The sequence below is a fragment of the Sulfitobacter geojensis genome (genome assembly GCF_000622325.1).
In the GTDB taxonomy this organism is placed as follows: Bacteria; Pseudomonadota; Alphaproteobacteria; order Rhodobacterales; family Rhodobacteraceae; genus Sulfitobacter; species Sulfitobacter geojensis.
In genome coordinates this window covers 2,960,846-2,987,808 of sequence record NZ_JASE01000005.1, presented here as the reverse complement: position 1 = coordinate 2,987,808, position 26,963 = coordinate 2,960,846, and the positions used below count along the sequence as shown (strand labels likewise).

Sequence of the window (26,963 nt, the reverse complement as noted above, 5' to 3'; positions counted from 1 at the left end):
GTGTCTGCGCTTATGCGCAAGTTTTATTGATTGATGAATCAACGTTAAGCATTTCAGTCCTTCTCGCAAGCGTTAAAAGGCATGGTAATGTAACGGTCTGGCTACAAGTGATCCCTCGCGATGCTCTTTGCCACGTCGCGGCTGTAGATTAAAGTGTCGTTTTCGAAGGCTTCGATGCGCGCGGTCAAATGGAACCGGGTTGCATCGGATGTCATTTCGCAGCGGGCCTCGGTGCGCAGGGCAATATCGTCACGTGTCAGCGTGTCGGTCCAGTGGCATGTACCCTTGGCGGACAACGGATCATCCGGGTGGATAGACCAGTTTTCGCGCGCGACCGAGCCTGAGACAAGTCCATGCTCGCTGTCGCGCACCTCGCCAAAGTCGTCTTCGATGATCAGGCTGACGGTGCCGGTGACCGTGTCGGTTTCCTGCCGGCGCACATGCGCATCGGGGCGCAGGGTGTCCACCTGCCACGGCTCGGCGGCGGTTGGCGGTTCGAAGAAATGTTCGTCGCCGCCAAAGGTGGGACGTTGCGGAATGTCGATGCGGCCTGCGGACAGGGACAGCTTGGTTGGTGTGGGGGAGGGCCAGAGCAGCGGCCAGTAGGCATCCGAAATCGACACACGCAGGCGGTGCCCCTTGGGCACGCGGTAGGCGATGTGATCAAGTTTAAAGGTGATGTCCTGCGCGGTGCCGCGTGGCATCGGGGTTGGATCGGCAGCACTGGTGCGGTGTGACAGGTTCAGCACGCCATAGGTAATACGTGTCGCCGCGCCATCGGGGTGGATATGATTAAGGCGCACAGCAATCTGGGCTTGGGGCTGGTCGCTGGCAAGGGTCAGGGTAATCTGCGGTGCGCCGACGATATCCATGTCCTGTTCCAGCGGGGCGCTGTCAAAGGTGGTGGAAAGGGCGTCATCACCACGCTGATCGCCCGGCGTTTCGGGGCCAAGCCAAATGGCGCAGTATTCACCGGATTCGGCACCACAATGGGCGGGCGAGGTGACGGTTTGGGTAAGCGGTCCGGCTGTCGGGCTGAGCCCTGTGTCGGTCAGGTGTAGCGCCTGCGTGTCAAGGTGCGCGGTGGCGCCGTTTGCCTCGGCAATCCAGCGGCCGGGGCGTTCGGCATACCAGCGGGCAGGGCGCACACCGTCCATCAGATAGGCGCGGTAATCGGGATCATTTTCAACGCCTGTGTCCGCGTCCTTGAGCCAGCGGTCCCACCAGCGCAGCGCCTCTTGCAGAAAGCCGATGCGCGGTTCGGGCACAGCGAAATGGGGGTATTTATGGACCCAAGGGCCGACAATACCTTTGGCGTCCGGCAGCGCTTCGACCAGTTGGGGCACGGCGTTTTTATAGGCGTCGCCCCAGCCGCCGACGGCCAATACCTTGGCCTTGATCGCGCTGTAATCCTCGATGACCGAACCGTGGCGCCAATAGGCATCGCGGCGTTGATGGCGCAGCCAGGTTTCCGGCAGGAACGGTTCGGCCTTGAGCCGCTCCAGCCACATCTCGCGCCAGTCGGGGCGCAGCGCAGGATCGGGCGCTTTGGAGGAGTAGGACCACATGGTCGCCCCCCACCCGAGGTTTTCATTCAGCAGGCAGCCGCCCTTGTAATGGATGTCATCGGCAAAACGGTCGACGGTGGAGCACAGGGTAATGACAGCCTTGAGCGGTTCGGGGGCGAGGGCGGCAACCTGCAATCCGTTAAATCCGCCCCAGCTGATCCCCATCATGCCGACACGGCCGTTGCACCACGGTTGCGCGGCCAGAAAATTAATCACCTCGACCGCGTCGGCCTGTTCTTGCGGGGCGTATTCGTCCTCCATCACGCCGTGGCTGTCGCCATTGCCGCGCATGTCGACGCGCACACAGGCATAGCCGCGCTCGGCAAACCACGGATGGGTCAGGGCATCGCGCGCGCAGGTGCCGTCGCGTTTGCGGTAGGGCAGGTATTCAAGGATCACCGGCACAGGATCGTCACCGGCATCTTCGGGCATCCAGACCCGCGCCGAAAGGCGGCATCCGTCGGACAGGGTGATCGCGAAATCGGGATCTTCGGTGAGGGTGCGCAGGGCGTTGGGCGTTGTTGGCATGGGGTAAAGGCTGGTCCTGTTGGATATTTTGTCAACTGTTGCTTTGCTGCAATGTTGACCCGCGCAACCTTTGTGTAAAGCGCAAAAGTATCAGTATTTGCGCGGTAATTCTCCAGCAGGCATCGTTGAATAGCCACCCTCATAGGTAGAATGAGCGATTCGTTCCAAAATTCCCCTATGCAAAATGGCAATTTCAAGGTAGCAAAATGGCAAGAATAAACGTGGCACGGGACGCATGAACGGACCGGCCTTGGAATTAATAACGAGAAGGCCCGCATAGAACGGGTGCTTTGAGGTAGAGTGGTGGTGTTATGAAGGCGATTGATTTCGTCGTCCGCGATAATGCGGGCGGTTTGCAACGTGGTACGGTGCCGGATGGTGCAAAGACCCATGCAATTCAGGCTGGCGCAGGTCAGGAAATTTCCCTTAATCTGAGACAGGTCGATCTGTCGACGCAGGTGCGTGAGGGCAGTGATCTGGTGATCACCCTGACCGACGGGCGTCAGATCACGATCGACAATTACTTCAACGGATCAGGCACGCCGAACCGGCTGTTCATCTCCGCTGACGGCTATCTCAACGAGGTGGCGTTTGTGGATACGGGCGCGGGCGAGCTGTATGCGCAGTTCGGTCCGACCGAGCAGTGGGGCAAGTGGTCCCCGTCTGATGATCTGATCTATCTGGGACGTACCGAGCTGGCAGCGGCCGGTTATGCAGATGATGAAGTGTCGATGTTCCCCGCACCGCTTCTGGGTGCGGCCGGACTTTTGGGTGGCGGTACAGCCGCAGCGGCAGCCGCTGTTGTTGGTGGCGCCGCGGTTATCGGTGCCGGTGGCGGCTCTGGTGATGAAACCGGCGGTGGCGGCGAAGGCGGCGACGGCGGCGGTGACACCGGCGGGCCAAACCCCGACCGCGATCTGGTTCAGGACCCTTATGTCAATGATCCCGACCTTGTTGGCGAGATCGGCGGCGACGATGCCGAGCAGGTCATCACGATCACCGGCGGCGGTGCCCCCGGCGACACGGTCATTGTGACGCTGGGCGATGTGCAGGTTGAAACCGTCATCAACGAAGAAGGCTTTTTCACCTGCGGCTTTATGCCCCCGAATTTCCCGCCGGATGGCACCTATGAGGCTGTCGTCACAGTCGTGACAGAAGGCGGTGAGGTGGTTCTGGATGGTCCGGGTTACGTGATCGACCTGACGCCGCCCTTGGTGGAAGTGTCGACCGGAACGGACTCCGTTGGCGATTTCTTTAACGCTGTCAGCTTTGCCGATGGTGTGACCCTGTCAGGCACCGGCGAAGCGGGTGCGTCCATTCTGGTGACCATCGCGGGCATCGAGCAGACCACAACTGTTTCTGAAACCGGCACCTGGTCGGTCAGCTGGGCGGCAGGCACGCTTGAGGGGGGCGAATATTCCACCGGCGTGACCATTGTCAGCGCGGACGCCTTTGGCAACACCACGACAATTTCCGACACTGTTGTGATCGACACGGTTTCAAACGTGACCATCGACACGGCCAACGTCGAAACAGACGGCATCGTAAACGCGGTCGAGCAGGAAGACGGCGTAACATTGACCGGCACGGCGCAGGCGGGATCAACTGTGGTTGTGACCTTCGGCACCGGTTCGCATGCAGCTACCGTTGATGCGAACGGCAACTGGTCTGCGGATTTCGCGATGAGCGAAGTGCCGACCGGCGAATTACAGGCCACTGTGACGGCTGTTGCGACCGACGCGTTGGGCAACTCCAGCACGGCGTCGGGTCTGGTGGACATCGACACGCTGGTGCGTGACTTTGCCTTTACCGGCACGACAGGTGGTGCGGACGGTGTGATCAACGAGGCCGAAGCGGCGCAAGGTCTGGTCATGACAGGCACAACCGAGCCCGGTTCAAGTGTCATGGTGTCCTTTGGCGGGTCCAATCAGGCCGCTACGGTTGCCGCGAATGGCAGCTGGACGGTGACTTTTGCCGCCAACACCATTCCGTCGGGTGAGCAAACCGCAGTAATGACGGCAGTGGCCACGGATATTGCCGGCAACGTCGATACCATCACGCGCAACGTGGACATTGACCGTGACGGGGGCATCCTGACGATCAGCCCTGCGCCGGTTGAAGGCGACGACATCATCAACGAAGTCGAAGCGTCTGATGGCGTGGTTCTGACCGGTACGTCCAACCCGAATGCGGTTGTGACCGTGACCATGGGCGGCGTCAGCAAGACAGTCAGCGCCGATGGTGCAGGCAACTGGACAGCGAATTATTCCAACAGCGATGTAACGCCCGGCGTCTACACCGCACAGATCACTGCGACCACGACAGATGCAGCCGGCAACACGCTTAATGCTTCTGACAGTGTCGAAGTGGACACGCGGGTCGACAACCTTGGCGTACAGGCCAGCCTTGTCGAAGGGGACGGCACCATCAACGGGGCCGAGCGTCTGGCCGGCGGCGGCGTTCAAGTGACGGGCACCACCGAAGTTGGCTCAACCGCCGTGGTGGTCACGCTGAACGGTGTGGCGGTCAATGCGGTTGTGGCGGCAAACGGCACATGGACGGCGAACTATGCCTCCAGTCAGGTGTCCGAAGGAACGTATACCGCGACCGTATCGGTTCAGGCGACAGACCGCGCGGGCAACACTGCGACAGTGTCCGATGTTGTGAACGTGGATACCGAAGTTGTGCCCTTGAGCATCGACGACGGGGCAGGCGGGCGTGACAGCACGGTCAACATCGCCGAAGCGGCGACAGGTATTGATTTGGGCGGCGAAGTCGAAGTGGGCAGCACCGTTTCCGTGACCTTTGACGGCACACCTTATGTGGCGAATGTCGACAATGCGGGTAACTGGAGCCTGACAATTCCACCTTCCGCGATCCGTTCGGGCGAATACAATGCCGCCATCGTGGTGACAGCCACGGATGCGGTTGGCAACGTCGATACAATCAACGACACGCTGGCGATTGATACCTCTGCGCCTTCCGGACCGGCAATCGAAAGCCTGAACGAAGGACGTGTTGGTTTCCGTGGCATTTCCACCGATCTGACCGATGACGAGTTGGCGGTGTATCAGGTGCAGGACAATGGCACCGTGACGGAAGTGGCGTCGCAAAGCGGTGCGAGTACGACGCGTCCCGAAACCAACATCGACTTCAACTCGGATGTGCCGGACGGTTCGCATCTGGTCATCACGGCCACGGATGATGCGCAAAACACCACCGGTACCTATGTGGTGCTGGATGACGGTGCGCCGAATTCGACCATCGCGATCAGCAACCCGGCGCTTGGCAACTACAACATCGAAACCGTTGACATGACCTTTGCCGAAGAGGGCAATCTGACCATCGACGAAGCGGCGCTGCTGGCCTTGTCCAGCAACTCCAATGAGTTGATGATCCTCGGCGGTGCCGATGACACGGTCACGATTTTGGGTGCAACACGCGGTAACAGCAGTGGCGGTCAGACGACCTATTCACTGGGTACCGAGGGCACGATCATCGTTGACGACCAGATTGACGTGATCACCTAAGCGAAAAGACCAAGGAGAGGCGCGGGCGTCAAATGACCCGCGCCCCCGATAATATCGGCCATAAAGACCGAGACGTTGAGGGCAGGATATGGGGCAAGGTGTAAACAGGGCAGTCGGAGTGTGTGCGATGGCATTCACGCTGACAGGATGTTTGTCGGATGCAGGCGGCAGCGCGGGTGACTTTGTTGCGCGGCTCAAATCGCCTGATGCAAACTCCGTTGCGCGGCCCAGCCACGCAGAAAAAGTAAATTCCGAAAGTGCGATCATTCAGGGGCTGTCGGCGCGCAGTTCTGCCTTGCCTGCAGGCAGCAGTTACGAACGGGTCGCGACATCGGTTCTGGCGGCCAATTCGCGTGCGGCGGAATCCGAATTGCGCGCCGCACGGTTGCGTTCGGAAGCGGCATCCAAGAACTGGTTGCCCAAGATCGGGCCGAACATCAGCCTGACGTCACTGGGGTCTTTGGTGGCCAATCTGGTGGTGGATCAGGTGTTGTTCGACAACGGGCGGCGCAAAGGCGAACGCGAATTCGCGATTGCAGATGTTGAAGTCGCGGCCGTGAATTTGGCCAAGGATACCAATGACCGTGTGCATACGGCGCTGTCGCTGTATGTCACTGCCGCAGAGGCGCGCGAAAAGGCGACCCTGTCCGAGGCGTCGCTGCGCGACATGGGGCGGTTCGAATATATCATGTCAGAGCGCGTCAAAGGGGGCGTGTCGGACAGTTCCGATTTGAACATCCTGCGTCAGAAGTTGTCCGAAATCCGTGCAGACCGCGCCGCAAATGTCGAGGCGGCGAATACCGCGATTGCAGAACTGAACGCCATGTCCATCGACCCGCTAAGCGGTTTGCGCGGCGTGCCGGGGTTGCGGGTTTCGCCCCAATCCGCGCAGCCGTTGGATGTGGTTCTGGCCGAAGCCGAGAAGACGCGCACCATTGCGGCGGCCAAGATCGACCGCGCCGACCAACTGCCCGGCCTGTCGGCAGGGGGGACGATTGGTGAAAATTCGGATTTGGGGCTGCGTGTCAGTTCCGACACTTTGTTGGGGTTTGGCACCGGTGCCACCCTGCGCGCCATCGAAGAGGCGAAAGAAGCGGCGGGGCGGCAGGTGTCGCAAGCCAATGAAGACGCCAACCGCCGGCTGCGCAAGCTTGAGGGGCAAATCGCCGCCAAGTCGCGCCAAGCGGACGAAGCCAGTGGTCTGACCGTACAGGCGCAGCGCAATCTGGATGTGTTTCAGGAACAGTATGACGCCGGGCAGCGGCAGGTCATGGATGTAGTGAGTGTATACGAGACTTTTGCCCGCCAGCAGCAGGCCGAGGTCACGTTAAAGTATGAGGCTGCACAGTTGCAGATCGATCTGGCACGCCTGTTGGGCGTGCTGGCCGATGGGGATGAGATTTGAGCCAGAAACGCGCCTTCACGTTAAAGATTAGCAACGGAAATCAGGGACGTCTTGCGGCGGCCAATGGTGCTGAGCGGCCGTCAGAGGCCAGCAAGGCCTCAAGTTTTGAGGACCGCATCAATGTGCGTGCGCAGTTGGCCGCAACCTACGCCGGTTTGTTGGGGGTTGAGGCCGTGCGCCGCGATCTGTTCGAGGCCATTGGCGGTGCGACCCGTGAAGGGGCCAAGGATAAAGACGAAGCCTCCGCGATTGCGCACGGGCTGCGCTCGCTTGGATTGTTGGCACAGGTGGCCAAAGTCGGCCCGCTGAGCGCCGATTTCTGGCCTGCGCTGGCCTATATGACCTCAGGTCAGGTGCTGTTGGTGATGGGGCAGTCGCGCGGCGATCTGGTGATTTTCGACACCAGCTGCCCCGACAACCGCGCCTTTGTGCCAGTCAGCGATTTCAAACCTTTCTTTACCGGCATGCTGGTGCGCGCCGAAGCACCATTGGCCAAGGTCGCGGAGACCCATAAGACCGAAAGCGAAGCGCCACATTGGTTTTGGGGCCAGTTCGGCCGGTTCAAACGCCAGATGGGCGAGGTTGCGATGGGGTCGTTTGTGGCGAACCTGTTGGCAGTTGCTGTGGCGCTGTTTTCCTTGCAGGTCTATGACCGCGTGATCCCGCATCAGTCCGAAGCGACCTTGTGGGTATTGGCGATTGGCGCAGGGCTGGCCCTGTTGATGGAGGCCTTTATCAAGATTGCCCGTGCGCGTCTGATGGACGGGGCGGGGCGGCAGATTGAAATCTCCGTGCTGCAAATCCTGATGGAGCGGATTTTGGGCATGAAATCGGACGCCAAAGGGCAAGCGCCCAATCAGGTGTTTTCGGCGATGCGCGAATTCGGGTCGGTGCGCGAGTTCTTTACCGCCTCGACCATTGGCACCATTGCGGATGTACCGTTTATCTTTGTGTTCCTGTTTCTGGTCGCCAGCATTGCGGGCAACGTGGTTTGGGTTCTGGTGCTGGGCGGTATCCTGATGGTGATCCCGGGGTTCTTTTTACAGCGCAAGATGATCCGTCTGACGCAAGAGACCCAAGGCGCGTCGGCCAAGTCATCGCGCCTTTTGCACGAGACGATTTTTGAACTGGATACGTTGAAAACCCAGCGCGGCGAAGATCGCGTGGCGCGTTTGTGGCAAGAGTTGAACACGGTGCAGGCGGTGAAATCCTCGGAGCAGCGCAAGCTGGCGTCTACCCTGACGTTCTGGAGCCAGGGCGTGCAGCAGGGCACCTATGTGGCGGCAGTGATTACCGGTACTTATCTGGTGTTTGCGGGGCAATTCACCGTCGGTTCGATCATTGCGGTGGGCATTTTGACGGGGCGCACCCTGTCGCCGTTGACGCAACTGGCGGGCACCATGGCGCGTTGGGGCAATGTGAAATCCGCGCTCGACGGGTTGGAAATGATCGCCAGCGCCGAACAGGACGCGGATGAAAGCCGCAGCTATCTGCGCCGCGACAGCCTGAAGGGGCATTTCGAGTTGCGCGATGTAACGTTTCGCTATGAAGAAGACGGCGCGCCGACCTTGAACATCAAGGGCATGGCGATCTTGCCCGGTCAGAAGGTTGCCGTGCTGGGTGCCAACGGGTCGGGCAAGTCGTCGCTTTTGAAGCTGCTGAGCGGTCTTTATTCACCGGAAACCGGACGGGTGATGATTGACGGCACCGAGATGAGCCAGATCGAACCGCGCGATTTGCGCCGGTTGATCGGTTATCTGGGGCAGGATGTGCGCCTGTTTGCCGGTACGCTGCGCGACAACCTGAACCTGACCATGCTGGAACGCGACGATGCACGCTTGCAAGCGGCACTGGATTTCGCAGGGCTGGGGCCGTTCGTCAAAGAACACCACAAGGGTCTGGATCTTGAGATCAAGGACAATGGCGCGGGGCTGAGCATTGGCCAGCGCCAGTCGATCGGCTGGGCGCGGTTGTGGTTGCAGGACCCGAAGGTGTGCCTGCTGGATGAACCGACGGCGGCGCTGGACCAGACGCTGGAACGCACACTGGTCAGCCGGTTGGAAAGCTGGATGGAAGGGCGCACTGCGATCATTGCGACGCACCGCGCGCCGATCCTGGCCCTGACCGAGCGGACGCTGGTGTTGCAGGGCGGCCAGATGACAATTGACGGACCCAAAGACAAGGTGCTGAGCCATCTTGCCAGCACAAAAGGGCAGGCCGCATGAGTTTCGTAAACCCCACCACGATGGATGCGCAAATGAGCCGCCAGATGCGCGGCCCTTCGGCCGTGATCTGGCTGTGTGGCGGGGCGGTGCTGGTATTTCTAATCTGGGCAGCCTTTGCATGGGTGGACGAGATTGTCCGCGCGGAAGGGTCGATGATTTCATCCTCGCGCCCGCAGATCATCCAGAACCTTGAGGGGGGTATTCTGGCCGAGCTGGCCGTCGGCGAAGGCGATATCGTGGAACGCGGCGCCGTTCTGGCGCGGCTGCACGGGACGCAATTCCAATCCTCTGTCGACGATCTGCGCGACCAGATTTCTGCGTTTGAGATCCGCCGTTTGCGGCTTGAGGCAGAGCTGGCGGGGCAGTTTGATTTCAACGTGCCAAATGAATGGGCGGCCCGCACGCCCAATATTGTGGATTCCGAACGGTCCCTGTTGCGCGCACGTCAGTCGGATTTTGTGTCCCGTTCCGATGGGGCCAAACGCGTGTTGGTCGAGGCCGAGCGCGAAGCGAACCTGATGAATGATTTGCTGGAGCGCAATATTGTCTCGTTGATCGAGGCCACACGGGCGCGCAAATCCTATGCGGATGCCCAAATACGCTATGATGAGGTAACGACCCAGACCGAGCTGGAAAGGGCGCAGGAATATTCCGATGTGTTGAAAGAACTGGCGACTTTGCGCCAGAACCTGAAGGCCAGCACAGACCAGTTAAACCGCACGGTTCTGGTCAGCCCGATGCGCGGCATTGTGAACAACCTGTCTGTGACCACAATTGGCGGCGTCGTGCGCCCCGGTGAGGAGATTTTGCAGATTATCCCGCTGGGCGAGGAATTGTTTGTCGAAGCGCGCGTCAAACCCGAGGACATCGCGGGTGTGCGTCCGGGGCAGGACGCGACGGTGAAGCTCTCGGCCTATGATTACACGATTTTTGGCACGTTGAAGGGCAAGGTGACGTTGATTTCTGCCGACACCTTCAAGGACGAACACGCGCGGGAGGCGGATGGCAATCCGCATTACAAGGTGACCTTGCAGGTGGATACGGAGCATCTGACCGAACGTCAGGCGTCCCTGCGGATCAGACCGGGGATGCAGGCAAGTGTGGAGTTGCACACGGGAGCCAAGACGGTTTTGCAGTATTTGCTGAAGCCTTTGTACAAAAGCAAAGAGGCGTTTCGCGAGCCGTAGGCCGCGCGCGCTCATCCGCCCTGCGGGCGTCTTCGCGGGGGATGATGGAGGTGGTGAGAATCGAGGAGGCTGCGGGCTCACCAAAACCAACAGGAATTATGTATCGGTGTCGAGCCAGATCGTGACGGGGCCGTCGTTGGTGAGCGCAACGGACATGTCCGCGCCGAATTTACCGCGCTGTGTGGGGATGCCGAGGGCCGCGATTTCGTCGGCGAAATTTTCGTAGAGCGTATTTGCAAGCGCGGGCTTGGCGGCACGGGAGAAACCGGGTCGGGTGCCGCGTGTGGTATCTGCGGCCAAGGTGAACTGGCTGACCACAAGGGCACCGCCGCCGGTCTGGGGCAGGCTGAGGTTCATTTTGCCGTCGGCATCCTTGAACAGGCGCAGTTTGGCAATTTTTGCGGCGAGGGCTTTGGCGGTGTCGGGCGTGTCATCCGGCATGGCGCAGACAAAGATCAGCAGACCGTTGGCGATTTCGGAAATTTTGGTGCCGTCCACGGTAACGCTTGCGGCGGTGACGCGTTGCAGGAGCGCGCGCATTATTCTTTCCACGCGATGATATCGGCGGGGGTGGCGCGTTCGGTGCGGAACCCGTTGGCGGGGTGGTCCGTGTCGGCAAAGCCGAAAGAGATCGCGCAGAGCACCAGCCGGTCATCCGCGATGCCGAGGTGGTCGCGCACTTGTGGGGCATAGGCGGCGATGGCGGCTTGGGGGATGGTGGCCACGCCAAGGGCTGTCGCGGCCAGCGTGAAGGCGGTGACAAAGCCGCCGCTGTCCATGGCACCGTAGGGCCCAAGTTCGGCAGGGGAGTGGATGATGGCGACATGGGGCGCGTCAAACAGGGCATAGTTGCGCATCATCTGGGCGGCGCGCCCTGCACGATCAGCCTTTTCGATGCCGACTGAATCATAAAGTTGAAAACCGCAGGTGCGGCGGCGTTCGGCGTAGGCACCGCTGTATCCGGCGGGCCAGGCGAGGTCGGGTGCGGGTAGGGTGCCGGTTGCGGCCAGATCGGTGATCATGGCGCGAAAGGCGTCCGTGGCTGCGCCCTTGGTGATTGTGACCTGCCAGGGCTGGGCGTTGCACCATGAGGGCACGTGGCGTGCGGCCTCTACAATCTTGGAAATGGTGGCATCGGGTACGGGGTCGGGGCGAAAGGCGCGGCAGGAATAGCGTGTTTTCAGCGTGTCGTGCAGAGTGTCGTAAGGGGTCATTTTTGTGCTGCCAGATAACCGATGATCCCGGCGGCAATTGCGCCAAGGATCACCGCGATGGTGATTTTGATGGCCGAGTAGGGGCGTTCGCCCTGTACCCGTCCGGTGCGTCCGTTGACGACAAAGCGATAGGTTTTGCCACGGTATTTATAGGCTGCCAACCAGACCGGCAGCAGCACATGTTTGAAGGTCAGGTTGTTGAGGCGCGTGTCGATGTTGTGCACCCGCTGGCGGTCGCCGCCGATGTCGAATTTCACGTCACGTTCGATCACGCGGTCCATATGGGCGCGGGCCTCGACAAAGCCGTCTCTCAGCGAGACTGCATAGGCTTCGGCGCGGAAACCGGCAAGGTATTCAGGCGCATAGGGTTCGAGGGCCGACAGGTCCCACGGCTCCAGCGCATCGGTGTATTTCTTGGGCAGCGATTTGGAGGCCAGCACCAGAACATCGTCAAAGAACCGCGTGACCCGTCCCGAAGCAGCACGCCAGCGCACTTTGGGTACTTGGCGGGTGACGCGTTTGCCGTCGCGCATCACGGTTTGGCTGACATAGTAGACGGTGCCGCGCTGGCCGGAATAGCTGCTGTCAGTGTTGGCGTCATAGGTCCAGTAGGGGACATAGATGCCTTGCATCCGCCGCCCCTTGCGGGCGTATTCCTGCAAACCGTTGGGGGCGAACCACAACGCACCCAGCCAGTCATTCATTGCATCGCGCGCGACCTCTTGGGTCAGCGCAAAGGGCAGCACGGCGCGGGGTTTGATGTGGCGGTTGGTGCCGGAATCAATCACTACGGGTGTGGCGCAGAACGGGCATTCGGTGGCGTGTTTGCCCGCGTCGAATTCCACCTGCGCGGCGCAATTGGGGCAGGTGGTGACGCGGGTTTCTTCCATCTGGTCGGCGGGCAAATCTGCGTCGAGCCCGGCGCGCAGATCAAGCTCCGCGATGGGGTGCAGGGTAAAACCGCTGCCTTCTATGGCTTCGGTATTGCCGCAATGATCACAAACCAGCCGCCCGGCATCCGGCGCGTAACGCAGGTCGCTGCCACAGGTATCGCAGGGAAAGCGATATTCCGATTGGGGGGCGTCTGGGGTCAGGTGATCGTCCATGGCCCAGACATAGCGCTCAACGTGCGGCTCTGCCAGCGGCGTTGCTTATAAAAAGCGGTGCAGGGCCTTGGGGGTCATAATCCGCAGGGCATTGTCGCGCAGATGGACGTGCCGCCAGATGTGAAACAGCGCATGGATCACGGCGATGAGGGCGACGAGGTAGAATTCAAAGATATGGACCGCGCCAATGATTTCATTCGCTTGTTTCATGTCGAGGGGCGGTGCGATGGGTAGAAACCCACCGGCCTTAAGCAGCACGGCAGAGGTGAGCCCCAGCAGAAAACCGGTCAGCGCGATGCCGAACAGCCCCCAGATCAGGAATTTATGCAAAAGTTGATGGGTAGTGCGCGCCCATGGGGACAGTTTCGGGCCGGGGCGACTGGCAAGGCCACGGCGCAGGTAATCTGCGGTCCAGAGCAGGCAGAGCGTGACAAAGAACAGCGCGAGCATGGAGTGGGCTTGGAACGCCTTTGCCCCGAAGGGCAGCACGTCGTCGGGGGTGACCAGCAGGAACCAGATCAGCAGGGGTACCATGGCCCAATGCACCGCCTTGAGCACGGCGCGGCGGGAAGGCAGGTAATGGGTGAAAGCCGACGGATAAAACATAGAGAAGAAACGCATCAGGCGGCCCGAAAGTTTCAGGCCGCCTGATGGGGAGATATCGTGAGGCTCTGGCGTGGTCTTAGCCTGCGGGCGGGGGCGGGGGCGGGGGCATCACGGTGAACAGCTGCGCCAGCTCGGTGACGTCCTCGGCGCGTTGCCAACCGTCCTGACCGGGGGTCCAGACATAGGTGTCGCGGGTCAGCGTGCCCTCTGTCGCTTTGCGCCCCATGGCCGCTTTGGAAAACGGGCCGGTGGTTTCGCCAGCCACGGCGATGTGCCAGACATGCTCGACGGGGGGCGGGGGCGGTGCCATCGGCGCTTGGGTCGTGGCGGGGCGTGCGCCCCATGGGCCTGCGCTGGCGGCGGCGGCCTGACCGATTTGCATGCCAAGGCCCGCGCCCAGACCGGCCTGAATTGCACCGGCTCCGGCTCCTTCGCGCCCCAATGCCTCTGCGGCTTGGAACTGCATGTATTCATTGAGGTTTCCGATCACACCCATGGACGACCGTTTGTCCATGACCTCTTCCACCGCGGGGGGGAGCGAGATGTTTTCGATATAGAGTTCCGGCATCGCCAGCCCGTATTCTGCCAATTGCGCCGCGATTTCCTTGCCGACAAGCTGGCTGAGTTCGCGGGTATTCGCGGCCATGTCCAGAACAGGGATCTGGGCGCGGGCGATGGTGCGGGAGAATTCCTGAACGATGATGTTACGGATCTGGTAGCTGATTTCGTCCATGGTGAATTCGCCGTCGGTGCCGACGATTTCGGTCAGGAAGCGCGCCGGATCGCTGACGCGCACAGCATAGGTGCCATAGGCGCGCAGCCGCACGGGGCCGAATTCGGGGTCGCGCACGATGATCGGGTTCTTGGTGCCCCATTTCAGATCATTGAACCGCGTCGTGTTGACGTAATAGATTTCCGACTTGAACGGGCTTTTGAAACCGTGGTCCCAATGTTGCAGCGTTGTCAGGATCGGCATGTTGTTGGTTTCCAGCATATACATGCCGGGTGTGAAGACATCGGCCAGCTGGCCCTCGTGCACAAACACCGCCGCCTGTCCTTCGCGCACGGTTAGTTTGGCCCCGTATTTGATTTCGTGGGCTTCGCGTTCAAAACGCCAGACCATGGTGTCGCGGGTGTCGTCGACCCAGTGGATGACGTCGATGAATTCACCAGAGAGGAAATCGAAAATGCCCATTACGCAGCCCTTTAAGTTGTACCCGTCCGCAGTATAGCGGGCGGGCAAGGCGAAGGCGATGGGGTTTTCGTCAGCCCGCGGCTGTTTGCGAACGGGGGAGAAGGGCGCGCAAGACAAGCGCCATCAGCAGGCACATGCCAACGTGACCGATGAACGAGGACTGTGTGTAAGGCCCGAAGCCCATCATGAAATCACGCCCTACAACCGGTGCCAGAATGCCCTGTGCGATAAACCACAAGGCAAGCCCTGCCAAAGCCCCTGACAGCACAAGGCCACGGCCGCTTACGCGGTGGACGATCCAGAGAAACAGCGAAAAGCCGACTGCCCCGATCACAAAGTGGATTGGAAAGGCGGTACCATAGGACAGTTGGATGCCGGTCGACAGGCGAGTCAGAGCCATCACAAGGTTGGCCGGTTCGAGGCTAAGGCCGAAGAGCAATGGCGACACCAGCCATGCGTAAAGTTCAAAGGCGATTTCGCCAATCAAACCCGCCAGCAGTAGAGGAATTAAAGGGATGGTGGCAGATTTGGCGGCAAGCGCATCGTTCATTTCAGACAATCCTGTAAGTGGTTCTACAGGGCGAAATAGACATCTGCCGCACCGCCGCAATGGCGATCACGCGAACGTGGCGTGGCGGTGGGGCTGGCGCAATTTAGCGTGATGTTTCTGTAAGATAGCGGTGCAGCGCTCTAAAGCGGCCCGCCGGTCAGTTCGCGTGCGATGATGCGGGTGATCGGGGCGGCGTCCTTGGCATTCATGCCGGGGCGCAGGCGACTGTCATACAGCATCTTGAGCAGCAATTCGTCGTGGCTGGTTAACAGCGCGAATTCGTCATCGTCGTTAAAGATCGAGGGACGCGCGGCGGGGCTGTCATTGGCAAGACCAAGACCTTGCGCCAGTTCCTCGTGAATGCAGGACAGGCGCAACAGATCGGGGTTTTCGGCGCGGATCACCGCCACGGCAGCGGTGTAGGTGCTGCGGTCGGGACCGGCGGCAAAGGCGGCGACGGCACAATAGGTGTCGCGGCGCATATCGCGAAACGCGCTGAGCGAATTTGCCGATATGCCGGACATGCGGGACGCGGCCTGCGTCAGGGCCTCGGCGCGGTCGTCTTCTGAGGCGATGATCACGATGAAATTGGGCGTACCGATGGTTGAAACAGGATGCCCGGTGACCCGCGCCAGACGGCGGGAATAGCGGTTGATTTCATCCTGATCGGCCTTGCGCTGGGAGGGCGGCACACCATCGCCAAAAATCACCTGCATGCGCACGGGATCGGCCCACCGGCGCAGCGGGCTGGCCCCGCCACGGCCGGAAAAGTTGCCGTCGTATTCGTTGTAAAATGCGATCTGTTCAAAGTTGCGCGCCAGCATATCGGCGGTGAAGGGCGTGTCGACCCCGCCGCCATCTTCGCGCAGCAATCCCTGACCGCGTTGGGCTTGTTCGACCTGATTGAAATACTGCCGCAGCATTGCGCTTTTCTGCGAGGTCGGCTTGGCGACGACAGGGGGCGGGGCCACGACAGCGGGGCGGGCCTGTGGTTTGGCAACAGGTTCAACCACCGGTTCAACCGCACAAGCGGCAAGGGCCGCAACACATGTTGCAGCGCCCAACCGCCTGATGATTTTGTGCACCGCGCCCGCCATCTGCCGGATTAGCCCGAAACGGAACCGGCGGCGGTATCGCCCAAACCGGTCTTTTTCGCTTTGGCCGCGGCCAGTGTATCGCGCAGCTTGGCTTCCATTTCCTTCAGCTCCACTTCGGCAGCGGCACGTTTGGCCTTGCCCTCATCCGCGATTTGCAGCGATTCTTCGATGGTGCCAATCAGGTCGGCGTTGGCCTGTTTCACGGCTTCGATGTCAAAGACACCGCGCTCCATTTCCTGACGGATGATCTTGTTGCTGTCACGCAGGTTTTTCGCGTTCGAGGTCAGCAATTCGTTGGTCAGGTCATTGGCTTCGCGCACGGCAACGGCCGCTTCGGCAGACCGCTGGATGGTGACCGCCTGCGCCAGTTGCGTTTCCCACAGGGGCACGGTGTTCACGAGGGTCGAATTGATTTTGGTCACCAGCGATTTGTCGTTTTCCTGCACCAGACGGATGGACGGCAGGGATTGCATGGTGACCTGACGGGTCAGTTTCAGGTCATGCACCCGGCGTTCCAGATCGTCGCGCGCGGCGCGCATGTCGCGCAATTCCTGCGCCACCATGACGGCGTCGTTTTCGGCGGCAGCTTCGACTTCTTTTTCCTTGGCAGGGATGGTGGTCGCGTCCAGATCGGCCAGCTTTGCCTCGCCCGCAGAGATATAGAGCGCCAGTTCATCATAAAACTGGAGTGTTTTTTCATAGAGGACATCCAGCGATTTGATGTCTTTCAGCAGCGTGTGTTCGTGGCTGAGCAGGTTGTCGGTGATCCGGTCGATCTGGCTTTGCACTTCTTCGAACTTGGCGGTGAACTTGGCAAAGGGCGCGGCGCGGCCCAGCAGTTTTTCCCACCAGCTGCGGTCGCGGCGTACGTCCAGTTCGGACACGGAAAAACCACGGATTGTCGTGACGATGTTGCGCAGGGAATCACCGGCGGGGCCGACATCCTTGTTGCGCACATCGGCCAGCATCGACTGGCTGATTTCCTGCAATTCGGCCTGCGCGGCCGAGCCGAAGGAAACGATGGATTGCGTGTCGTCCATGTCGATCTCGGCCATGCGGCGCTTGATCTCGTCGCCCATGGGCTTGTCGGCTTTTTCCAGCGGGACGATGGCATTGGCCTGTGCGGGTTCGGGCAGGACAACGGCGGTCACTTCCTCGACCATGGCCAAAGACTGAGTGGCTTTTTCACGTACGGTGTCAGACATTTAATTCACTTCCTTAAAGTGTTGGGTGAAGGGCGCTTACCGGTCAAGGCGCACCCCTTCGCGCGACAGCCGCTCGCGCAGCACGTCGATTTCAATGGTCAGATCGCTGCGGTCATCCAGCAAGGATTTCTGCGTGCGGGCGGCAAAATTCTGTTCCAGATCGTCCAGCAGCGCGATGTAGTCCGTGCGCGCCCCGGCGTCCTGTGTCCGGCTGTAGATGTCTGCGAATTTGATCGACGCATCGCGCGCGCCTTGCAGGTACACACCCAGATATTTGCGCGCTGCCGTCAGGTCGCGCGGATCTTCTTCGACCGTGCGGATCAGGGTGCGGGCGGCGTCCTGGAAATCTTCCAGCTTGGCGCGGGCTTGACGATCGCCGGCGCGGGTCAGGGCGTCTGTCATGGCAGTCAGGTGTTTTTCGGCCTCGTCCACCACACGGGCAACGCGGTCTTGCTGAAAGGTGTCGATGCCTTCCATGCCTTTGGATTTGAGCGGATCAATGCCGAAGGCGGCCAGATGCAGGGCACCGGTGCAGATGCCGAACAGGAGCGGCGACAGGATATCGGTGGTGTTCTGATGGGCCATCACGGCCAGCGCCGCGCCGACCCCCATGCCGACAGCCGCCAGTATTTTACGCGGCAGGGCGGGACGGCGGGCGACCTTGCGCTCTTCAAAGGCGGCTTGTGCGATTAACCCCTCGCGCAGGAGCCAAGCGGACAGCGTCCAGAGGGCAGCACCGGACAGACCAAGGGTCATCGGGATGGCCCCGTCGCCCAGGGTGGTTGCAACCAGCACAATCGCGGGAATGAACATCACGTTGCTGCGCCCGCCTGCGGGGTTCACCTGCACACGCCGCTGTTGCTTGGCAGGGGCGGCGCTGTCGCCGTCAGGGCTGTATTTGCCACCAAAACGCTGGGCCATTGTTACAGCCCCCCCAGCCAGCCGGAGGCGGTGCCGAACAGCACAACAATCAGCGCGATATAGGCGGCTTTCTGGATGCCTGATGATGCCATGTCGTGTCCCTTGTGTGTCCCCGATGCGGGGGGCAGGTCGCGTTGGCCTGCCTGAGTGATACGGGTCCAGAGTGCGTATAATATGACAGCAAAGGCAACACAGGCTGCGACAATGATCAATATTAACAACAAACGGGCCATGTTACCTCTTTAACGCTAACATAAGCGTTCTGGCGAACGGGCGCTAGTGACGCGTCCCTGTGCGGCGTTCGGCGTTGAGTTTGCGGGTATAGCCGGATTGGATTACTTCCACCGCGACCAAGACAACAACCGAGAAGTAGAATGTGGTTTTCGACATCGGGATGACTTCGTAACCGAAGAAGCGCAGCGCCAGATCGGGGTCATGCATGGCGTGTGCGGCGGCTTGGCCGGCCTCGCCCAGCAGGACAATCCCGACGATTAGCAGGATGAACAGGCCAAGGACTTCGTACATGCGGTTGGCCTCAAGAAAGCGGGTGACGCTGTCGGCCAGCACCAGCATAGCGATGCCCGACAGGACGATCGCAATGGCAAGAACGATAAAGACATCGGTGATGGCGAGGGCGGAGAGTACTGAATCGAATGAGAAAATCAGGTTCATCATGACGATGAGCGCGACCACCTGTGCGGCGGATTTGCCGGATTTGGCGTCCACATCCGTGTCAAGATGTTCGATCGACAGCATATGGCCGATTTCCTTGACTGCCGTGTACATGATGAAAGCCCCGCCGATGACAAAGACCAACGTGGCAAAGTTGACGCCGCCGGTGATCACGCCCTCCCAATTGAGAATAAAGAAGGGTTCCGACATCGCCTCAAGCAGGCGGATGATGACGAACAGGAGCACGATGCGCAGGGCCACGGCGATGATGATGCCCCAGCGGCGCACGGCCGCTTGTTGAGCAACAGGCGCGCGCTGGCTTTCGATGGAGATGTAGAGGAGGTTGTCAAAGCCGAGAACTGCTTGGAGGAAGCAGAGCACCAGAAGATTGCCAAGGTTTTCGAGTGTCAGAAGATCGGCCATGAATGTTCCCCGTTTGAATAAGTGTTAAACGCTCATACGGCGGGAGCGGTTCCATGTGAACGGTGTATTACGGGGAATTTTTGCGCAGTCATGCCGGCGGAGGGTGGAAATTTTCAAATTTTCCAGTCGGTTTCTTTGAAAGAAGCCGCTCAGCGGCGGGGTTTGAAAGACTTGCGCGGGGCACGTTTAACCGCTGTCGGTTTCTTGCTGGCAGTACCACTGTCGTCTTCCAACACCAGCCCCAGTTGATCGCGCACCACTTTGCGGCGCAGTTCTTCGACTTCGCCCTGTTTCAGTTCGCCCAGCTGGAAGGGACCGTAACTCACGCGGATCAGGCGGTTCACGGACAGGTTGATCGCCTCCATCGCGCGGCGGATTTCGCGGTTCTTTCCTTCGCGCAGGCCGATTGTCAGCCATGCGTTCGCGCCTTGTTGGCGGTCAAGCGTCACCGTCATGGGCAAAAACCGTTCGCCTTCGATGGTGATTCCCTTGCGCAAGGGCTCCAGCGCGTCCTCTGAAGGGCGGCCATTTACCCGCACACGGTAGCGGCGCAGCCAGCCGGTGCTGGGCAATTCCAACTGGCGTTTGATGCCGCCGTCATTGGTCAGTAGCAGCAAACCTTCGGAATTGAGGTCAAGCCGTCCGACGCTCATCACCCGTGGCATGTCCTCGGGCAGATCGTCATAGATTGTGCCGCGCCCTTTTTCGTCGCGGGTGGTGGTCACAAGGCCGGTCGGCTTGTGATACAGCCACATGCGCGGCGGTTCCGGTTCGGCAAGCGGTTTGCCATCAACACTGATCCGGTCCGCATCGGTGACGTTCAGCGCGGGCGAGGTGATTTGTGAACCGTTCACGCTGACGCGCCCGGCTTCGATCATCCGTTCGGCCTCGCGGCGCGAGGCAACGCCGGCGCGGGCAAGAACTTTGGCGATGCGGTCGCCTTTGGGTGTGTCGGTGTTGGCTGAGTTATTCATATGCCTGCCTTAGCGCCTTTGACGGGCTTGCGAAAGGGCGTGGTTTGCGATCCTTTGGGGCAATGGTGTTTCGATCTTTCATGGATGTGGCCCTGCGCGAAGCGGAGGCAGCGGGCGCGCGCGGCGAGGTGCCGGTGGGTGCCGTTGTGGTCAATGCGGCCGGCGCGGTTGTCGCGCAGGCGGGCAACCGGACCCGTGAATTAAATGATCCGACGGCCCATGCAGAGGTGCTGGCGATCCGCGCGGCCTGTGCGGCGCTTGGATCGGAGCGGCTGATCGGGCATGATCTTTATGTGACGCTGGAGCCCTGCGCGATGTGTGCGGCGGCGATTGCCGCGTCGCGGGTGGCGCGCCTGTATTACGGGGCGGGGGATCCGAAATCCGGTGGCGTGGCACAGGGGGCACGGGTGTTTGCCCATGCCCAATGCCATCACGCGCCAGAGGTTTATGACGGAATTGACGCCGCCGCGTCTGAGGCGATGCTCAAGGCGTTTTTTGCAGGGAAAAGAGGCGGTTAAACCTCGATCGCTTGCAGGACTTCGGGTTCGACAACATCAACACCGGGCAGGCCGTCGGCCAGCACCTTGGCGGATTGTTCCAGCATTGGCATGGTGCGGTAGTGGCAGGGGATCACGGTCTTGAAGTTGAAATAGCGTTTCGCGGCATAGGCGGCTTCGGCCATGCCCATGGTGAAATGCCCGCCCGCTGACAGGATGCCGATGTCGGGTTTGTAGAAATCCCCGATCCAGTCCATGTCGGCCATGATGCCGGTGTCACCCGAGATATAGACGGTATGCCCTGCGCCGCGCAGGATAAAACCGGCCTCGCTCCCCATGTAGCGGCGCGTGTCGCCGATATCAGCGGTGGAGGAATGCGAGGCGGGGACCATGCTGGCCGTCACCGTATCGCCGATTGCAATCGTGCCGCCCATGTTAAACGCCTGTCCTTCGACCGCCCCTTGGGCCGTCAGGAATTGCGCCAGCTCATACATGCCCGACACGGGCGCGCCTGTGTCTTTCGAGATCGCGACCACATCGGCGATATGGTCAAAATGGGCGTGGGTCACCAGAATATGCGTGGCACCGGCCACCGCCGCGGCGTGCTGGTCCTCGGTCATCATCGGATTGCCGGTCAACCAAGGATCAACCAGCACAACCTGATCTTCGATTTCAAAACGGAACGAGCCATGGCCAAGCCAGATGATTTTCATGTGTTTCCCCCTAAATTTCGGGCAGAGTTTAACCTCTTTGCCTGCAAGCGCCAGCCTGCTCTTGCGAGGGGGCGCTTGGGGCGGTATTGGCAAGGAAATTGAGAACGCTGCAAGGGAAACCCCATGTCCATTGATGAAAACACCGCCGCGCGTGTGGCAAAACTGGCCTGTATCAAGGTAGAGCCGGATGCGCTTCCGGCTTTGGCGCAGGAATTCAACGGGATTTTGGGGTTCATTGAGCAATTGAGCGAAGTGGATGTGGAAGGCGTTGAGCCGATGACATCCGTAACACCCCAGCGATTGAAACGCCGTGTGGACAATGTCACGGATGGGGATCAACAGGAGAAGATCCTGAAGAACGCGCCCGATGCGCGTGAAGGTTTCTTTGCTGTACCGAAGGTAGTTGAATAATGAGCGATCTGAACAAACTGGGCCTTGCCGAAGCCCGCGACGCGTTGCGCGCCGGTGACACCACATCCAAAGAGCTGACCGAAGCCTGCCTGAAAGCCATCGACGGGGCAGGGGCGTTGAACGCCTTTGTTCACCACACGCCGGAGATTGCGCTGGAGCAGGCGGCCAAAGCGGATGCGCGTCTGAAAGAGGGTGATGCGCCTGCGATGTGTGGTCTGCCGATAGGTATGAAAGATCTGTTCTGCACCAAAGGTGTGCCGTCCCAAGCCGGTTCGCGCATTCTGGAAGGGTTCCTGCCAGAGTATGAATCCACTGTCAGTCAGAACCTGTTTGACGCAGGGGCGGTGATGTTGGGTAAGCTGAACATGGATGAATTCGCCATGGGCTCGTCCAACGAAACCTCGGTTTATGGCAATGCGGTGAACCCGTGGCGACGTGGCAATGACGACACGGCGCTGACGCCGGGCGGCTCGTCAGGTGGCTCGGCTTCGGCTGTGGCGGCGGACCTGTGTTTGGCGGCGACCGGCACCGACACCGGCGGTTCCATCCGTCAACCCGCAGCCTTTACCGGCATCACCGGCATCAAACCGACCTATGGCCGCTGTTCGCGCTGGGGTGTCGTCGCCTTTGCGTCCTCGCTGGATCAGGCCGGACCGATGACCAAAAACGTGCGCGATGCAGCGATCATGCTGGAAGCCATGTGCAGCTATGACGCCAAGGATTCCACTTCGGCCGATCTGCCCGTGCCGGATTTCGAGGCGGCATTGACCGGCGACATGCGCGGCAAGAAAATCGGTATCCCCAAAGAATACCGCATGGACGGCATGCCAGAGGAAATCGAAACCCTGTGGCAAGACGGCATTGCCATGATGAAAGACGCAGGGGCCGAGATTGTCGACATCTCTCTGCCGCACACGAAGTATGCGCTGCCAGCTTATTACGTCATTGCACCGGCTGAAGCCTCGTCAAACCTCGCGCGCTATGACGGGGTGCGCTATGGCCACCGCGCCACACTGGATCAAGGCGATGGCATCACAGAGATGTACGAAAAAACCCGCGCCGAAGGGTTTGGCCCCGAGGTGCAGCGCCGCGTGATGGTCGGTACATATGTGCTGTCAGCGGGTTTCTATGACGCCTATTACAACCGCGCCCGCAAGGTGCGCACGTTGATCAAACGGGACTTTGAAAATGTATTTGCCCAAGGCATCGACAGCATCCTGACACCAGCAACGCCGTCCGCGGCTTTCGGTCTGGGTGAAATGGCCAGTGCCGATCCGGTGCAGATGTACCTCAATGACGTGTTTACGGTGACCGTGAATCTTGCCGGTTTGCCCGGCATCGCGGTGCCCACAGGGACTGACCGTCAGGGGCTGCCGATGGCGCTGCAACTGATCGGACGCCCTTGGGAAGAAGCCGATCTGCTGTCCTCCGCCTATGCGCTGGAACGCGCGGCAGGATTTGTAGCCAAGCCCGAGAAATGGTGGTAAACCCGCTGCAATAATATCGTCAAAACGACAAAGCAGGACCCATGATCGCACGTAGTTTCCTTGTTCTCGCCGCTGGTGTGGCGCTTGCCGCCTGTCAGCCCACCATTCCTGAATCCGGTCGTGGTGTCGGTTTTGACAACCAGTATAATGCCCAACGCGCACAGCGCGAGGCGGCGTTGACGGGGGTGCCGGCACCGGCATCGGTGGCAGCCGCCCCACTGGGCAGCACACCCGCAAATGGATCGGCGGCGGCGACGGCGGCAGAAACCACACGGGTTCTTGATGCCACGCGTCCGGGCGGTCTGGGCAATGATGCCGACACGAACTCAGGTGTGGCCCCGCTGAACGCCAGCCCGTCCAATCCGGCCCCTGTGCTGAATTCGGCTGGTATCTCGAACGAGAACAACTTTGACGCGGTGTCGGGTCAACGCAGCATTGATGCAGATGCCGCGCGTCTTGCCGCTAACCGCTCGCAATACCAAGTGATCCAGCCCGAAGCGCTGCCCAGCCGCGTGGCGTCGGGACCTAATGTCGTGGCCTATGCGTTGCAAACCTCGCATCCGCGCGGCACGGCACGCTATCGCCGCTCGGGCTTTAACAAACAGGCGAAATTCGAACGCGCCTGCGCCGAATTCGCGACAGCGGACGAGGCACAGCTGGAATTCCTGACGCGCGGTGGCCCTGAAAAGGACCGCAAGGGGATGGACCCTGATGGCGATGGATATGCCTGCCGCTGGGATCCGGCCCCTTACCGCAAGGCCACCCAGCAAGGCTAGGGTGTGCCAAAGACGCAGCCCCAGATCACAACGCGCCCTTCGCCCAACTGCGGGCCACGTCGGGACGGGCTGACACCCTCGCTTGTCGTCTTGCACTATACGGCAATGCACAGCGCAGAGGCGGCGATTGAACGGTTGTGTGATCCGGCTGCCGAGGTGTCGGCGCATTATCTGATTTCGATCACAGGTGCCGTCACGATGATGGTTCCCGAAGACAAACGTGCCTGGCACGCCGGGGCAGGGTCATGGCGCGGGCAGGACGACATCAATTCCCGCTCCATCGGGATCGAGTTGGACAACCTTGGCACACACCCCTTTGCGGAGCCGCAAATGGCAAGCCTTGAAACGCTGTTGCAGGCGATCATGACCCGTTGGGGCATTGCGGCAAATGGGATCATCGGCCATTCGGATATGGCACCGGGGCGCAAAATTGATCCAGGCCCGCATTTCGATTGGGCGCGTCTGGCGCGACAGGGGCTTGCCGCGCAAACCGTCGCGCAAACGCCGGAAACTGTTGACGAAGACAGCTTCGCAAGCTGTGCTCATGCCGCTGGCTACCCCCAAGACACGCCGTTCGAGACCCTGCTCGCCACAACCCGCCTGCGCTCTGCGCCGTGGCGTCGTGGCCCGCTTACGCATGCGGATTACACACTGCCCTCGATCTAAGCCTCTCCTCTTTTTGGCCTTATATACTGTAGTGCACCATTTGCTGCATTGACGACAGATGTGTTCACGCGCTACGCCCGCCCCACACGCGGAAGGCTGGATGATCGCGGTGACAGCAATGTTGTCGAGGAAAGTCCGGACTCCAAAAAGTAACGGTGCCGGGTAACGCCCGGGCGGGGCAACCCGACGGACAGCGCCACAGAAAACAGACCGCCTTCGCGCGCCGTTTTGCGGTACACGGGGGTAAGGGTGAAACGGTGGGGTAAGAGCCCACCACGTCTTTGGCAACAAAGATGGTGACGGCAAGCCCCACCAGGAGCAATGCCAAATAGGGACCGCGCGTCGCTCAGCCTTCGGGCTGCGGCAGGGCTGCTTTTGCCCCAGCAGGTTCGGGTTGGCAGCTATAGCCACATCGGCAACGGTGTGGTCAGAGGAATGGTCATCCAAGAGTGCAGATCCGTCTGCATTCGGGACAAAATCCGGCTTATAGGCTTTCCGCGTGTGTTTAGCGGGGCGTTTTCTTGCAAGAAAACGGTCCGGAATTTTTCAAAATTCCGCGTCAGGTTGCGGATGTAGCGATTAAGAAGGAATGCGGTACATGGAACTTCGCGGTAAGACAGCACTGGTAACAGGTGGCAGCGACGGGATCGGGCGTCACATATGCCTCAAGCTCGCGCAGGCGGGCTGCAACGTTGCCGTTCTGGGGCGTGACCCAGCGCGGGTTGAGGGCGTCGCGGCCGAGTGTCTTGCAGGCGGGGCAGCACAGGCGCAGGGCTTTGTCTGCGACATGCGGGACCGTGTGGCGATCGAAAACACTGCAGCAGCCATCCGTGCGGACCTGCCCCCTTTGGATATCGTGATCAACAATGCGGGCATCTGGCACAAGACGGGTCCGCTGGACACGATTGCCACGCAGATGATCGAAGACACGGTTGCCACCAACCTGACCGGTGCAATCCACCTGACCCGCAGTGTGCTGCCTGACCTGCGCAAGCAGCCCGAGGCGGCGATTCTGAATGTCGTGTCCAAATCCGGCGTTCTGGCCGAAGAGGGGCAGTCGGTTTACGCGGCGACCAAACACGGCATGCGCGGCTTTACCGATGTGTTAAAGATCGACGAGGCGGAAAACGGCGTGCGGGTTGCGGGCCTGTATCAAAGCGGTACCAACACCGGCATGTTTGCAAAGGCGGGGCAGGACGTGCCCAACCAGATTTTCACCGAACCGGATGATCTGGCAGATGTGGTGGTTTTCATGCTTTCGCGGCCTGCAAAACTTTGGATGCATGATGTGCGGGTGGAGTTATAAGAAAACGCAGCGTTTGCTGTTGACTCGGACCTCCATCCCGTTAAAAGCCAAAGCTCAGAATTCACGCATCCCCCATGGAGTGGCGGTGCAGCAGGAGAGACTATCATGGCGAAGCCAACCACGATCAAAATCCGTCTGAACTCGTCCGCGGGCACAGGCCACTTTTACGTTACAAAAAAGAACGCACGCACCATGACCGAAAAAATGGTCATTCGTAAGTACGACCCCGTTGCGCGCAAGCACGTTGAATACAAAGAAGGCAAGATCAAGTAAGATCTGACTTTCGTTGTTACGCAGGGCCGGGCAGTTTGCGCGGCTTTTTGCGTTTTAGGGGCGGGGATGGGAAAGGGCTTCTCAGCGCCGCCTGGCTTTAGCGTTGGGCGGGCGGGATGTCTCTGGTCGCCATTACCAGTTGTGTGATGTTTTCCAGATCGTACTTTAGGTGCAGCCGGTTGTCGCTCGGGGTCTGATGCAGGCGGCTGGTGCCTGCGCGGCGTGCGGTTGCCGGCCGGATGGGGCGGGGCACAAACCCACCGGCACAGTTGGGGCAGACGTTGCACAGTACCTCATCCGCGCAGGCAGCGCAGAAGGTGCATTCGTAGCTACAGATGCGCGCGTTCGGGGCCTCTGGCGGCAGGTCGCAGTCACACATCTCGCAGTTGGGGCGCAGTTCAAGCATTGCGGTTCTCCTGACAGCAACA

25 protein-coding genes and 1 other RNA gene are annotated in these 26,963 nt (G+C 60.3%); 12 read left to right on the top strand and 14 right to left on the bottom strand.

From position 1 onward, the window contains the following. Window positions 1–101: 101 nt before the first annotated feature. Window positions 102–2,096: a CocE/NonD family hydrolase gene (locus Z947_RS0116575; RefSeq protein WP_025045407.1), complete on the bottom strand. Its 1,995-nt coding sequence runs from the start codon at window positions 2,094–2,096 to the stop codon at window positions 102–104. Window positions 2,097–2,407: 311 nt separating this feature from the next. Here Z947_RS0116575 and Z947_RS0116570 point away from each other — a divergent pair, with 311 nt between their 5' ends. From Z947_RS0116570 to Z947_RS0116555, 4 genes are all read left to right on the top strand, one after another. Beyond that, a complete protein-coding gene (locus tag Z947_RS0116570; RefSeq protein ID WP_025045406.1) occupies window positions 2,408–5,626 on the top strand; it encodes an Ig-like domain-containing protein in 3,219 nt (1,072 codons plus the stop codon). A gap of 127 nt (window positions 5,627–5,753) precedes the next feature. Further along, window positions 5,754–7,031: a TolC family protein gene (locus tag Z947_RS0116565; protein ID WP_240477544.1), complete on the top strand. Its 1,278-nt coding sequence runs from the start codon at window positions 5,754–5,756 to the stop codon at window positions 7,029–7,031. After that, window positions 7,028–9,256 (top strand): ATP-binding cassette domain-containing protein, encoded by a 2,229-nt coding sequence (locus Z947_RS0116560; RefSeq protein ID WP_025045404.1) that lies wholly within the window; start codon window positions 7,028–7,030, stop codon window positions 9,254–9,256. The genes Z947_RS0116565 and Z947_RS0116560 overlap by 4 nt, the downstream gene beginning before the upstream one ends. Beyond that, window positions 9,253–10,443: a beta-barrel domain-containing protein gene (locus Z947_RS0116555; protein WP_025045403.1), complete on the top strand. Its 1,191-nt coding sequence runs from the start codon at window positions 9,253–9,255 to the stop codon at window positions 10,441–10,443. The genes Z947_RS0116560 and Z947_RS0116555 overlap by 4 nt, the downstream gene beginning before the upstream one ends. Before the next feature lie 96 nt (window positions 10,444–10,539). Here the strand turns inward: Z947_RS0116555 and dtd are convergent, their stop codons facing one another. From dtd to Z947_RS21185, 11 genes are all read right to left on the bottom strand, one after another. Next, window positions 10,540–10,983, bottom strand: a complete 444-nt coding sequence (gene dtd, locus Z947_RS0116550) for a D-aminoacyl-tRNA deacylase (RefSeq protein WP_025045402.1) — start codon at window positions 10,981–10,983, stop codon at window positions 10,540–10,542. Further along, on the bottom strand, window positions 10,983–11,657 hold the full coding sequence (locus Z947_RS0116545; RefSeq protein ID WP_025045401.1) for a nitroreductase: 675 nt from the start codon (window positions 11,655–11,657) through the stop codon (window positions 10,983–10,985). The genes dtd and Z947_RS0116545 overlap by 1 nt, the downstream gene beginning before the upstream one ends. Continuing rightward, complete coding sequence (locus Z947_RS0116540; RefSeq protein ID WP_081781166.1) at window positions 11,654–12,763, bottom strand: TFIIB-type zinc finger domain-containing protein; 1,110 nt, start codon at window positions 12,761–12,763, stop codon at window positions 11,654–11,656. Before Z947_RS0116540 ends, Z947_RS0116545 begins: the two co-directional genes overlap by 4 nt. A 45-nt stretch (window positions 12,764–12,808) precedes the next feature. After that, window positions 12,809–13,384, bottom strand: a complete 576-nt coding sequence (locus tag Z947_RS0116535) for a cytochrome b/b6 domain-containing protein (RefSeq protein ID WP_025045399.1) — start codon at window positions 13,382–13,384, stop codon at window positions 12,809–12,811. Window positions 13,385–13,445: 61 nt separating this feature from the next. Then, window positions 13,446–14,564 (bottom strand): SPFH domain-containing protein, encoded by a 1,119-nt coding sequence (locus Z947_RS0116530; protein ID WP_025045398.1) that lies wholly within the window; start codon window positions 14,562–14,564, stop codon window positions 13,446–13,448. 70 nt (window positions 14,565–14,634) lie between these two features. Next, on the bottom strand, window positions 14,635–15,114 hold the full coding sequence (locus tag Z947_RS0116525; protein ID WP_025045397.1) for a hypothetical protein: 480 nt from the start codon (window positions 15,112–15,114) through the stop codon (window positions 14,635–14,637). A 140-nt stretch (window positions 15,115–15,254) separates the two neighbouring features. Further along, window positions 15,255–16,199: a DUF2927 domain-containing protein gene (locus Z947_RS0116520; protein WP_025045396.1), complete on the bottom strand. Its 945-nt coding sequence runs from the start codon at window positions 16,197–16,199 to the stop codon at window positions 15,255–15,257. Between the two features lie 20 nt (window positions 16,200–16,219). Beyond that, window positions 16,220–17,416, bottom strand: a complete 1,197-nt coding sequence (locus Z947_RS0116515) for a toxic anion resistance protein (RefSeq protein WP_025045395.1) — start codon at window positions 17,414–17,416, stop codon at window positions 16,220–16,222. Window positions 17,417–17,452: 36 nt separating this feature from the next. Beyond that, entirely contained in the window at window positions 17,453–18,337 is an 885-nt protein-coding gene (locus tag Z947_RS0116510) for a 5-bromo-4-chloroindolyl phosphate hydrolysis family protein (RefSeq protein ID WP_025045394.1), read from the bottom strand. Between the two features lie 276 nt (window positions 18,338–18,613). After that, the gene (locus Z947_RS0116500; protein WP_025045393.1) at window positions 18,614–19,432 is read right to left on the bottom strand and encodes a TerC family protein; all 819 of its coding nucleotides are present in this window, start codon (window positions 19,430–19,432) and stop codon (window positions 18,614–18,616) included. Between the two features lie 149 nt (window positions 19,433–19,581). Further along, window positions 19,582–20,406: a pseudouridine synthase gene (locus Z947_RS21185; protein ID WP_081781165.1), complete on the bottom strand. Its 825-nt coding sequence runs from the start codon at window positions 20,404–20,406 to the stop codon at window positions 19,582–19,584. Window positions 20,407–20,468: 62 nt separating this feature from the next. Here Z947_RS21185 and Z947_RS0116490 point away from each other — a divergent pair, with 62 nt between their 5' ends. Continuing rightward, window positions 20,469–20,924 (top strand): nucleoside deaminase, encoded by a 456-nt coding sequence (locus Z947_RS0116490; RefSeq protein ID WP_025045392.1) that lies wholly within the window; start codon window positions 20,469–20,471, stop codon window positions 20,922–20,924. On the opposite strand, the gene Z947_RS0116485 is transcribed toward Z947_RS0116490, so the two are convergent. Next, window positions 20,921–21,616, bottom strand: coding sequence for a metal-dependent hydrolase (locus tag Z947_RS0116485; protein ID WP_025045391.1), 696 nt, complete (start codon window positions 21,614–21,616; stop codon window positions 20,921–20,923). The genes Z947_RS0116490 and Z947_RS0116485 overlap by 4 nt on opposite strands. 123 nt (window positions 21,617–21,739) lie before the next feature. Between Z947_RS0116485 and gatC the strand changes: the two genes are divergently transcribed. The 7 genes from gatC (at window position 21,740) to rpmG (ending at window position 26,535) form a co-directional block, all read left to right on the top strand. Next, window positions 21,740–22,027: an Asp-tRNA(Asn)/Glu-tRNA(Gln) amidotransferase subunit GatC gene (gene gatC / locus Z947_RS0116480; RefSeq protein ID WP_025045390.1), complete on the top strand. Its 288-nt coding sequence runs from the start codon at window positions 21,740–21,742 to the stop codon at window positions 22,025–22,027. Then, window positions 22,027–23,514, top strand: a complete 1,488-nt coding sequence (gene gatA / locus Z947_RS0116475) for an Asp-tRNA(Asn)/Glu-tRNA(Gln) amidotransferase subunit GatA (RefSeq protein ID WP_025045389.1) — start codon at window positions 22,027–22,029, stop codon at window positions 23,512–23,514. Before gatC ends, gatA begins: the two co-directional genes overlap by 1 nt. Before the next feature lie 41 nt (window positions 23,515–23,555). Beyond that, the gene (locus tag Z947_RS0116470; protein ID WP_025045388.1) at window positions 23,556–24,290 is read left to right on the top strand and encodes a hypothetical protein; all 735 of its coding nucleotides are present in this window, start codon (window positions 23,556–23,558) and stop codon (window positions 24,288–24,290) included. Between the two features lie 3 nt (window positions 24,291–24,293). Next, window positions 24,294–24,956 (top strand): N-acetylmuramoyl-L-alanine amidase, encoded by a 663-nt coding sequence (locus Z947_RS0116465; protein ID WP_025045387.1) that lies wholly within the window; start codon window positions 24,294–24,296, stop codon window positions 24,954–24,956. A gap of 88 nt (window positions 24,957–25,044) precedes the next feature. Further along, an RNA gene (gene rnpB, locus Z947_RS21630) (RNase P RNA component class A) lies at window positions 25,045–25,459 on the top strand. A 95-nt stretch (window positions 25,460–25,554) separates the two neighbouring features. Then, a complete protein-coding gene (locus Z947_RS0116460; RefSeq protein WP_025045386.1) occupies window positions 25,555–26,262 on the top strand; it encodes an SDR family oxidoreductase in 708 nt (235 codons plus the stop codon). A gap of 105 nt (window positions 26,263–26,367) precedes the next feature. Beyond that, window positions 26,368–26,535 carry a 50S ribosomal protein L33 gene (gene rpmG / locus Z947_RS0116455; RefSeq protein ID WP_013961079.1) on the top strand — a complete coding sequence of 56 codons (168 nt, stop codon included), beginning with the start codon at window positions 26,368–26,370 and terminating at the stop codon, window positions 26,533–26,535. 97 nt (window positions 26,536–26,632) lie between these two features. Here the strand turns inward: rpmG and Z947_RS0116450 are convergent, their stop codons facing one another. After that, window positions 26,633–26,941 (bottom strand): DUF1272 domain-containing protein, encoded by a 309-nt coding sequence (locus Z947_RS0116450; protein ID WP_025045385.1) that lies wholly within the window; start codon window positions 26,939–26,941, stop codon window positions 26,633–26,635. Between the last annotated feature and the right edge of the window lie 22 nt (window positions 26,942–26,963).

Coding starts and splice junctions, on each gene's coding strand:
- Z947_RS0116575 (WP_025045407.1), bottom strand. CDS start 2,096: ATGCCAACAACGCCCAACGCCCTGCGCACCCTCACCGAAGATCCCGAT.
- Z947_RS0116570 (WP_025045406.1), top strand. CDS start 2,408: ATGAAGGCGATTGATTTCGTCGTCCGCGATAATGCGGGCGGTTTGCAA.
- Z947_RS0116565 (WP_240477544.1), top strand. CDS start 5,754: ATGGCATTCACGCTGACAGGATGTTTGTCGGATGCAGGCGGCAGCGCG.
- Z947_RS0116555 (WP_025045403.1), top strand. CDS start 9,253: ATGAGTTTCGTAAACCCCACCACGATGGATGCGCAAATGAGCCGCCAG.
- dtd (WP_025045402.1), bottom strand. CDS start 10,983: ATGCGCGCGCTCCTGCAACGCGTCACCGCCGCAAGCGTTACCGTGGAC.
- Z947_RS0116545 (WP_025045401.1), bottom strand. CDS start 11,657: ATGACCCCTTACGACACTCTGCACGACACGCTGAAAACACGCTATTCC.
- Z947_RS0116540 (WP_081781166.1), bottom strand. CDS start 12,763: ATGGACGATCACCTGACCCCAGACGCCCCCCAATCGGAATATCGCTTT.
- Z947_RS0116535 (WP_025045399.1), bottom strand. CDS start 13,384: ATGCGTTTCTTCTCTATGTTTTATCCGTCGGCTTTCACCCATTACCTG.
- Z947_RS0116530 (WP_025045398.1), bottom strand. CDS start 14,564: ATGGGCATTTTCGATTTCCTCTCTGGTGAATTCATCGACGTCATCCAC.
- Z947_RS0116525 (WP_025045397.1), bottom strand. CDS start 15,114: ATGAACGATGCGCTTGCCGCCAAATCTGCCACCATCCCTTTAATTCCT.
- Z947_RS0116515 (WP_025045395.1), bottom strand. CDS start 17,416: ATGTCTGACACCGTACGTGAAAAAGCCACTCAGTCTTTGGCCATGGTC.
- Z947_RS0116510 (WP_025045394.1), bottom strand. CDS start 18,337: ATGGCCCAGCGTTTTGGTGGCAAATACAGCCCTGACGGCGACAGCGCC.
- Z947_RS0116500 (WP_025045393.1), bottom strand. CDS start 19,432: ATGGCCGATCTTCTGACACTCGAAAACCTTGGCAATCTTCTGGTGCTC.
- Z947_RS21185 (WP_081781165.1), bottom strand. CDS start 20,406: ATGAATAACTCAGCCAACACCGACACACCCAAAGGCGACCGCATCGCC.
- Z947_RS0116490 (WP_025045392.1), top strand. CDS start 20,469: ATGGTGTTTCGATCTTTCATGGATGTGGCCCTGCGCGAAGCGGAGGCA.
- Z947_RS0116485 (WP_025045391.1), bottom strand. CDS start 21,616: ATGAAAATCATCTGGCTTGGCCATGGCTCGTTCCGTTTTGAAATCGAA.
- gatC (WP_025045390.1), top strand. CDS start 21,740: ATGTCCATTGATGAAAACACCGCCGCGCGTGTGGCAAAACTGGCCTGT.
- gatA (WP_025045389.1), top strand. CDS start 22,027: ATGAGCGATCTGAACAAACTGGGCCTTGCCGAAGCCCGCGACGCGTTG.
- Z947_RS0116470 (WP_025045388.1), top strand. CDS start 23,556: ATGATCGCACGTAGTTTCCTTGTTCTCGCCGCTGGTGTGGCGCTTGCC.
- Z947_RS0116460 (WP_025045386.1), top strand. CDS start 25,555: ATGGAACTTCGCGGTAAGACAGCACTGGTAACAGGTGGCAGCGACGGG.
- rpmG (WP_013961079.1), top strand. CDS start 26,368: ATGGCGAAGCCAACCACGATCAAAATCCGTCTGAACTCGTCCGCGGGC.
- Z947_RS0116450 (WP_025045385.1), bottom strand. CDS start 26,941: ATGCTTGAACTGCGCCCCAACTGCGAGATGTGTGACTGCGACCTGCCG.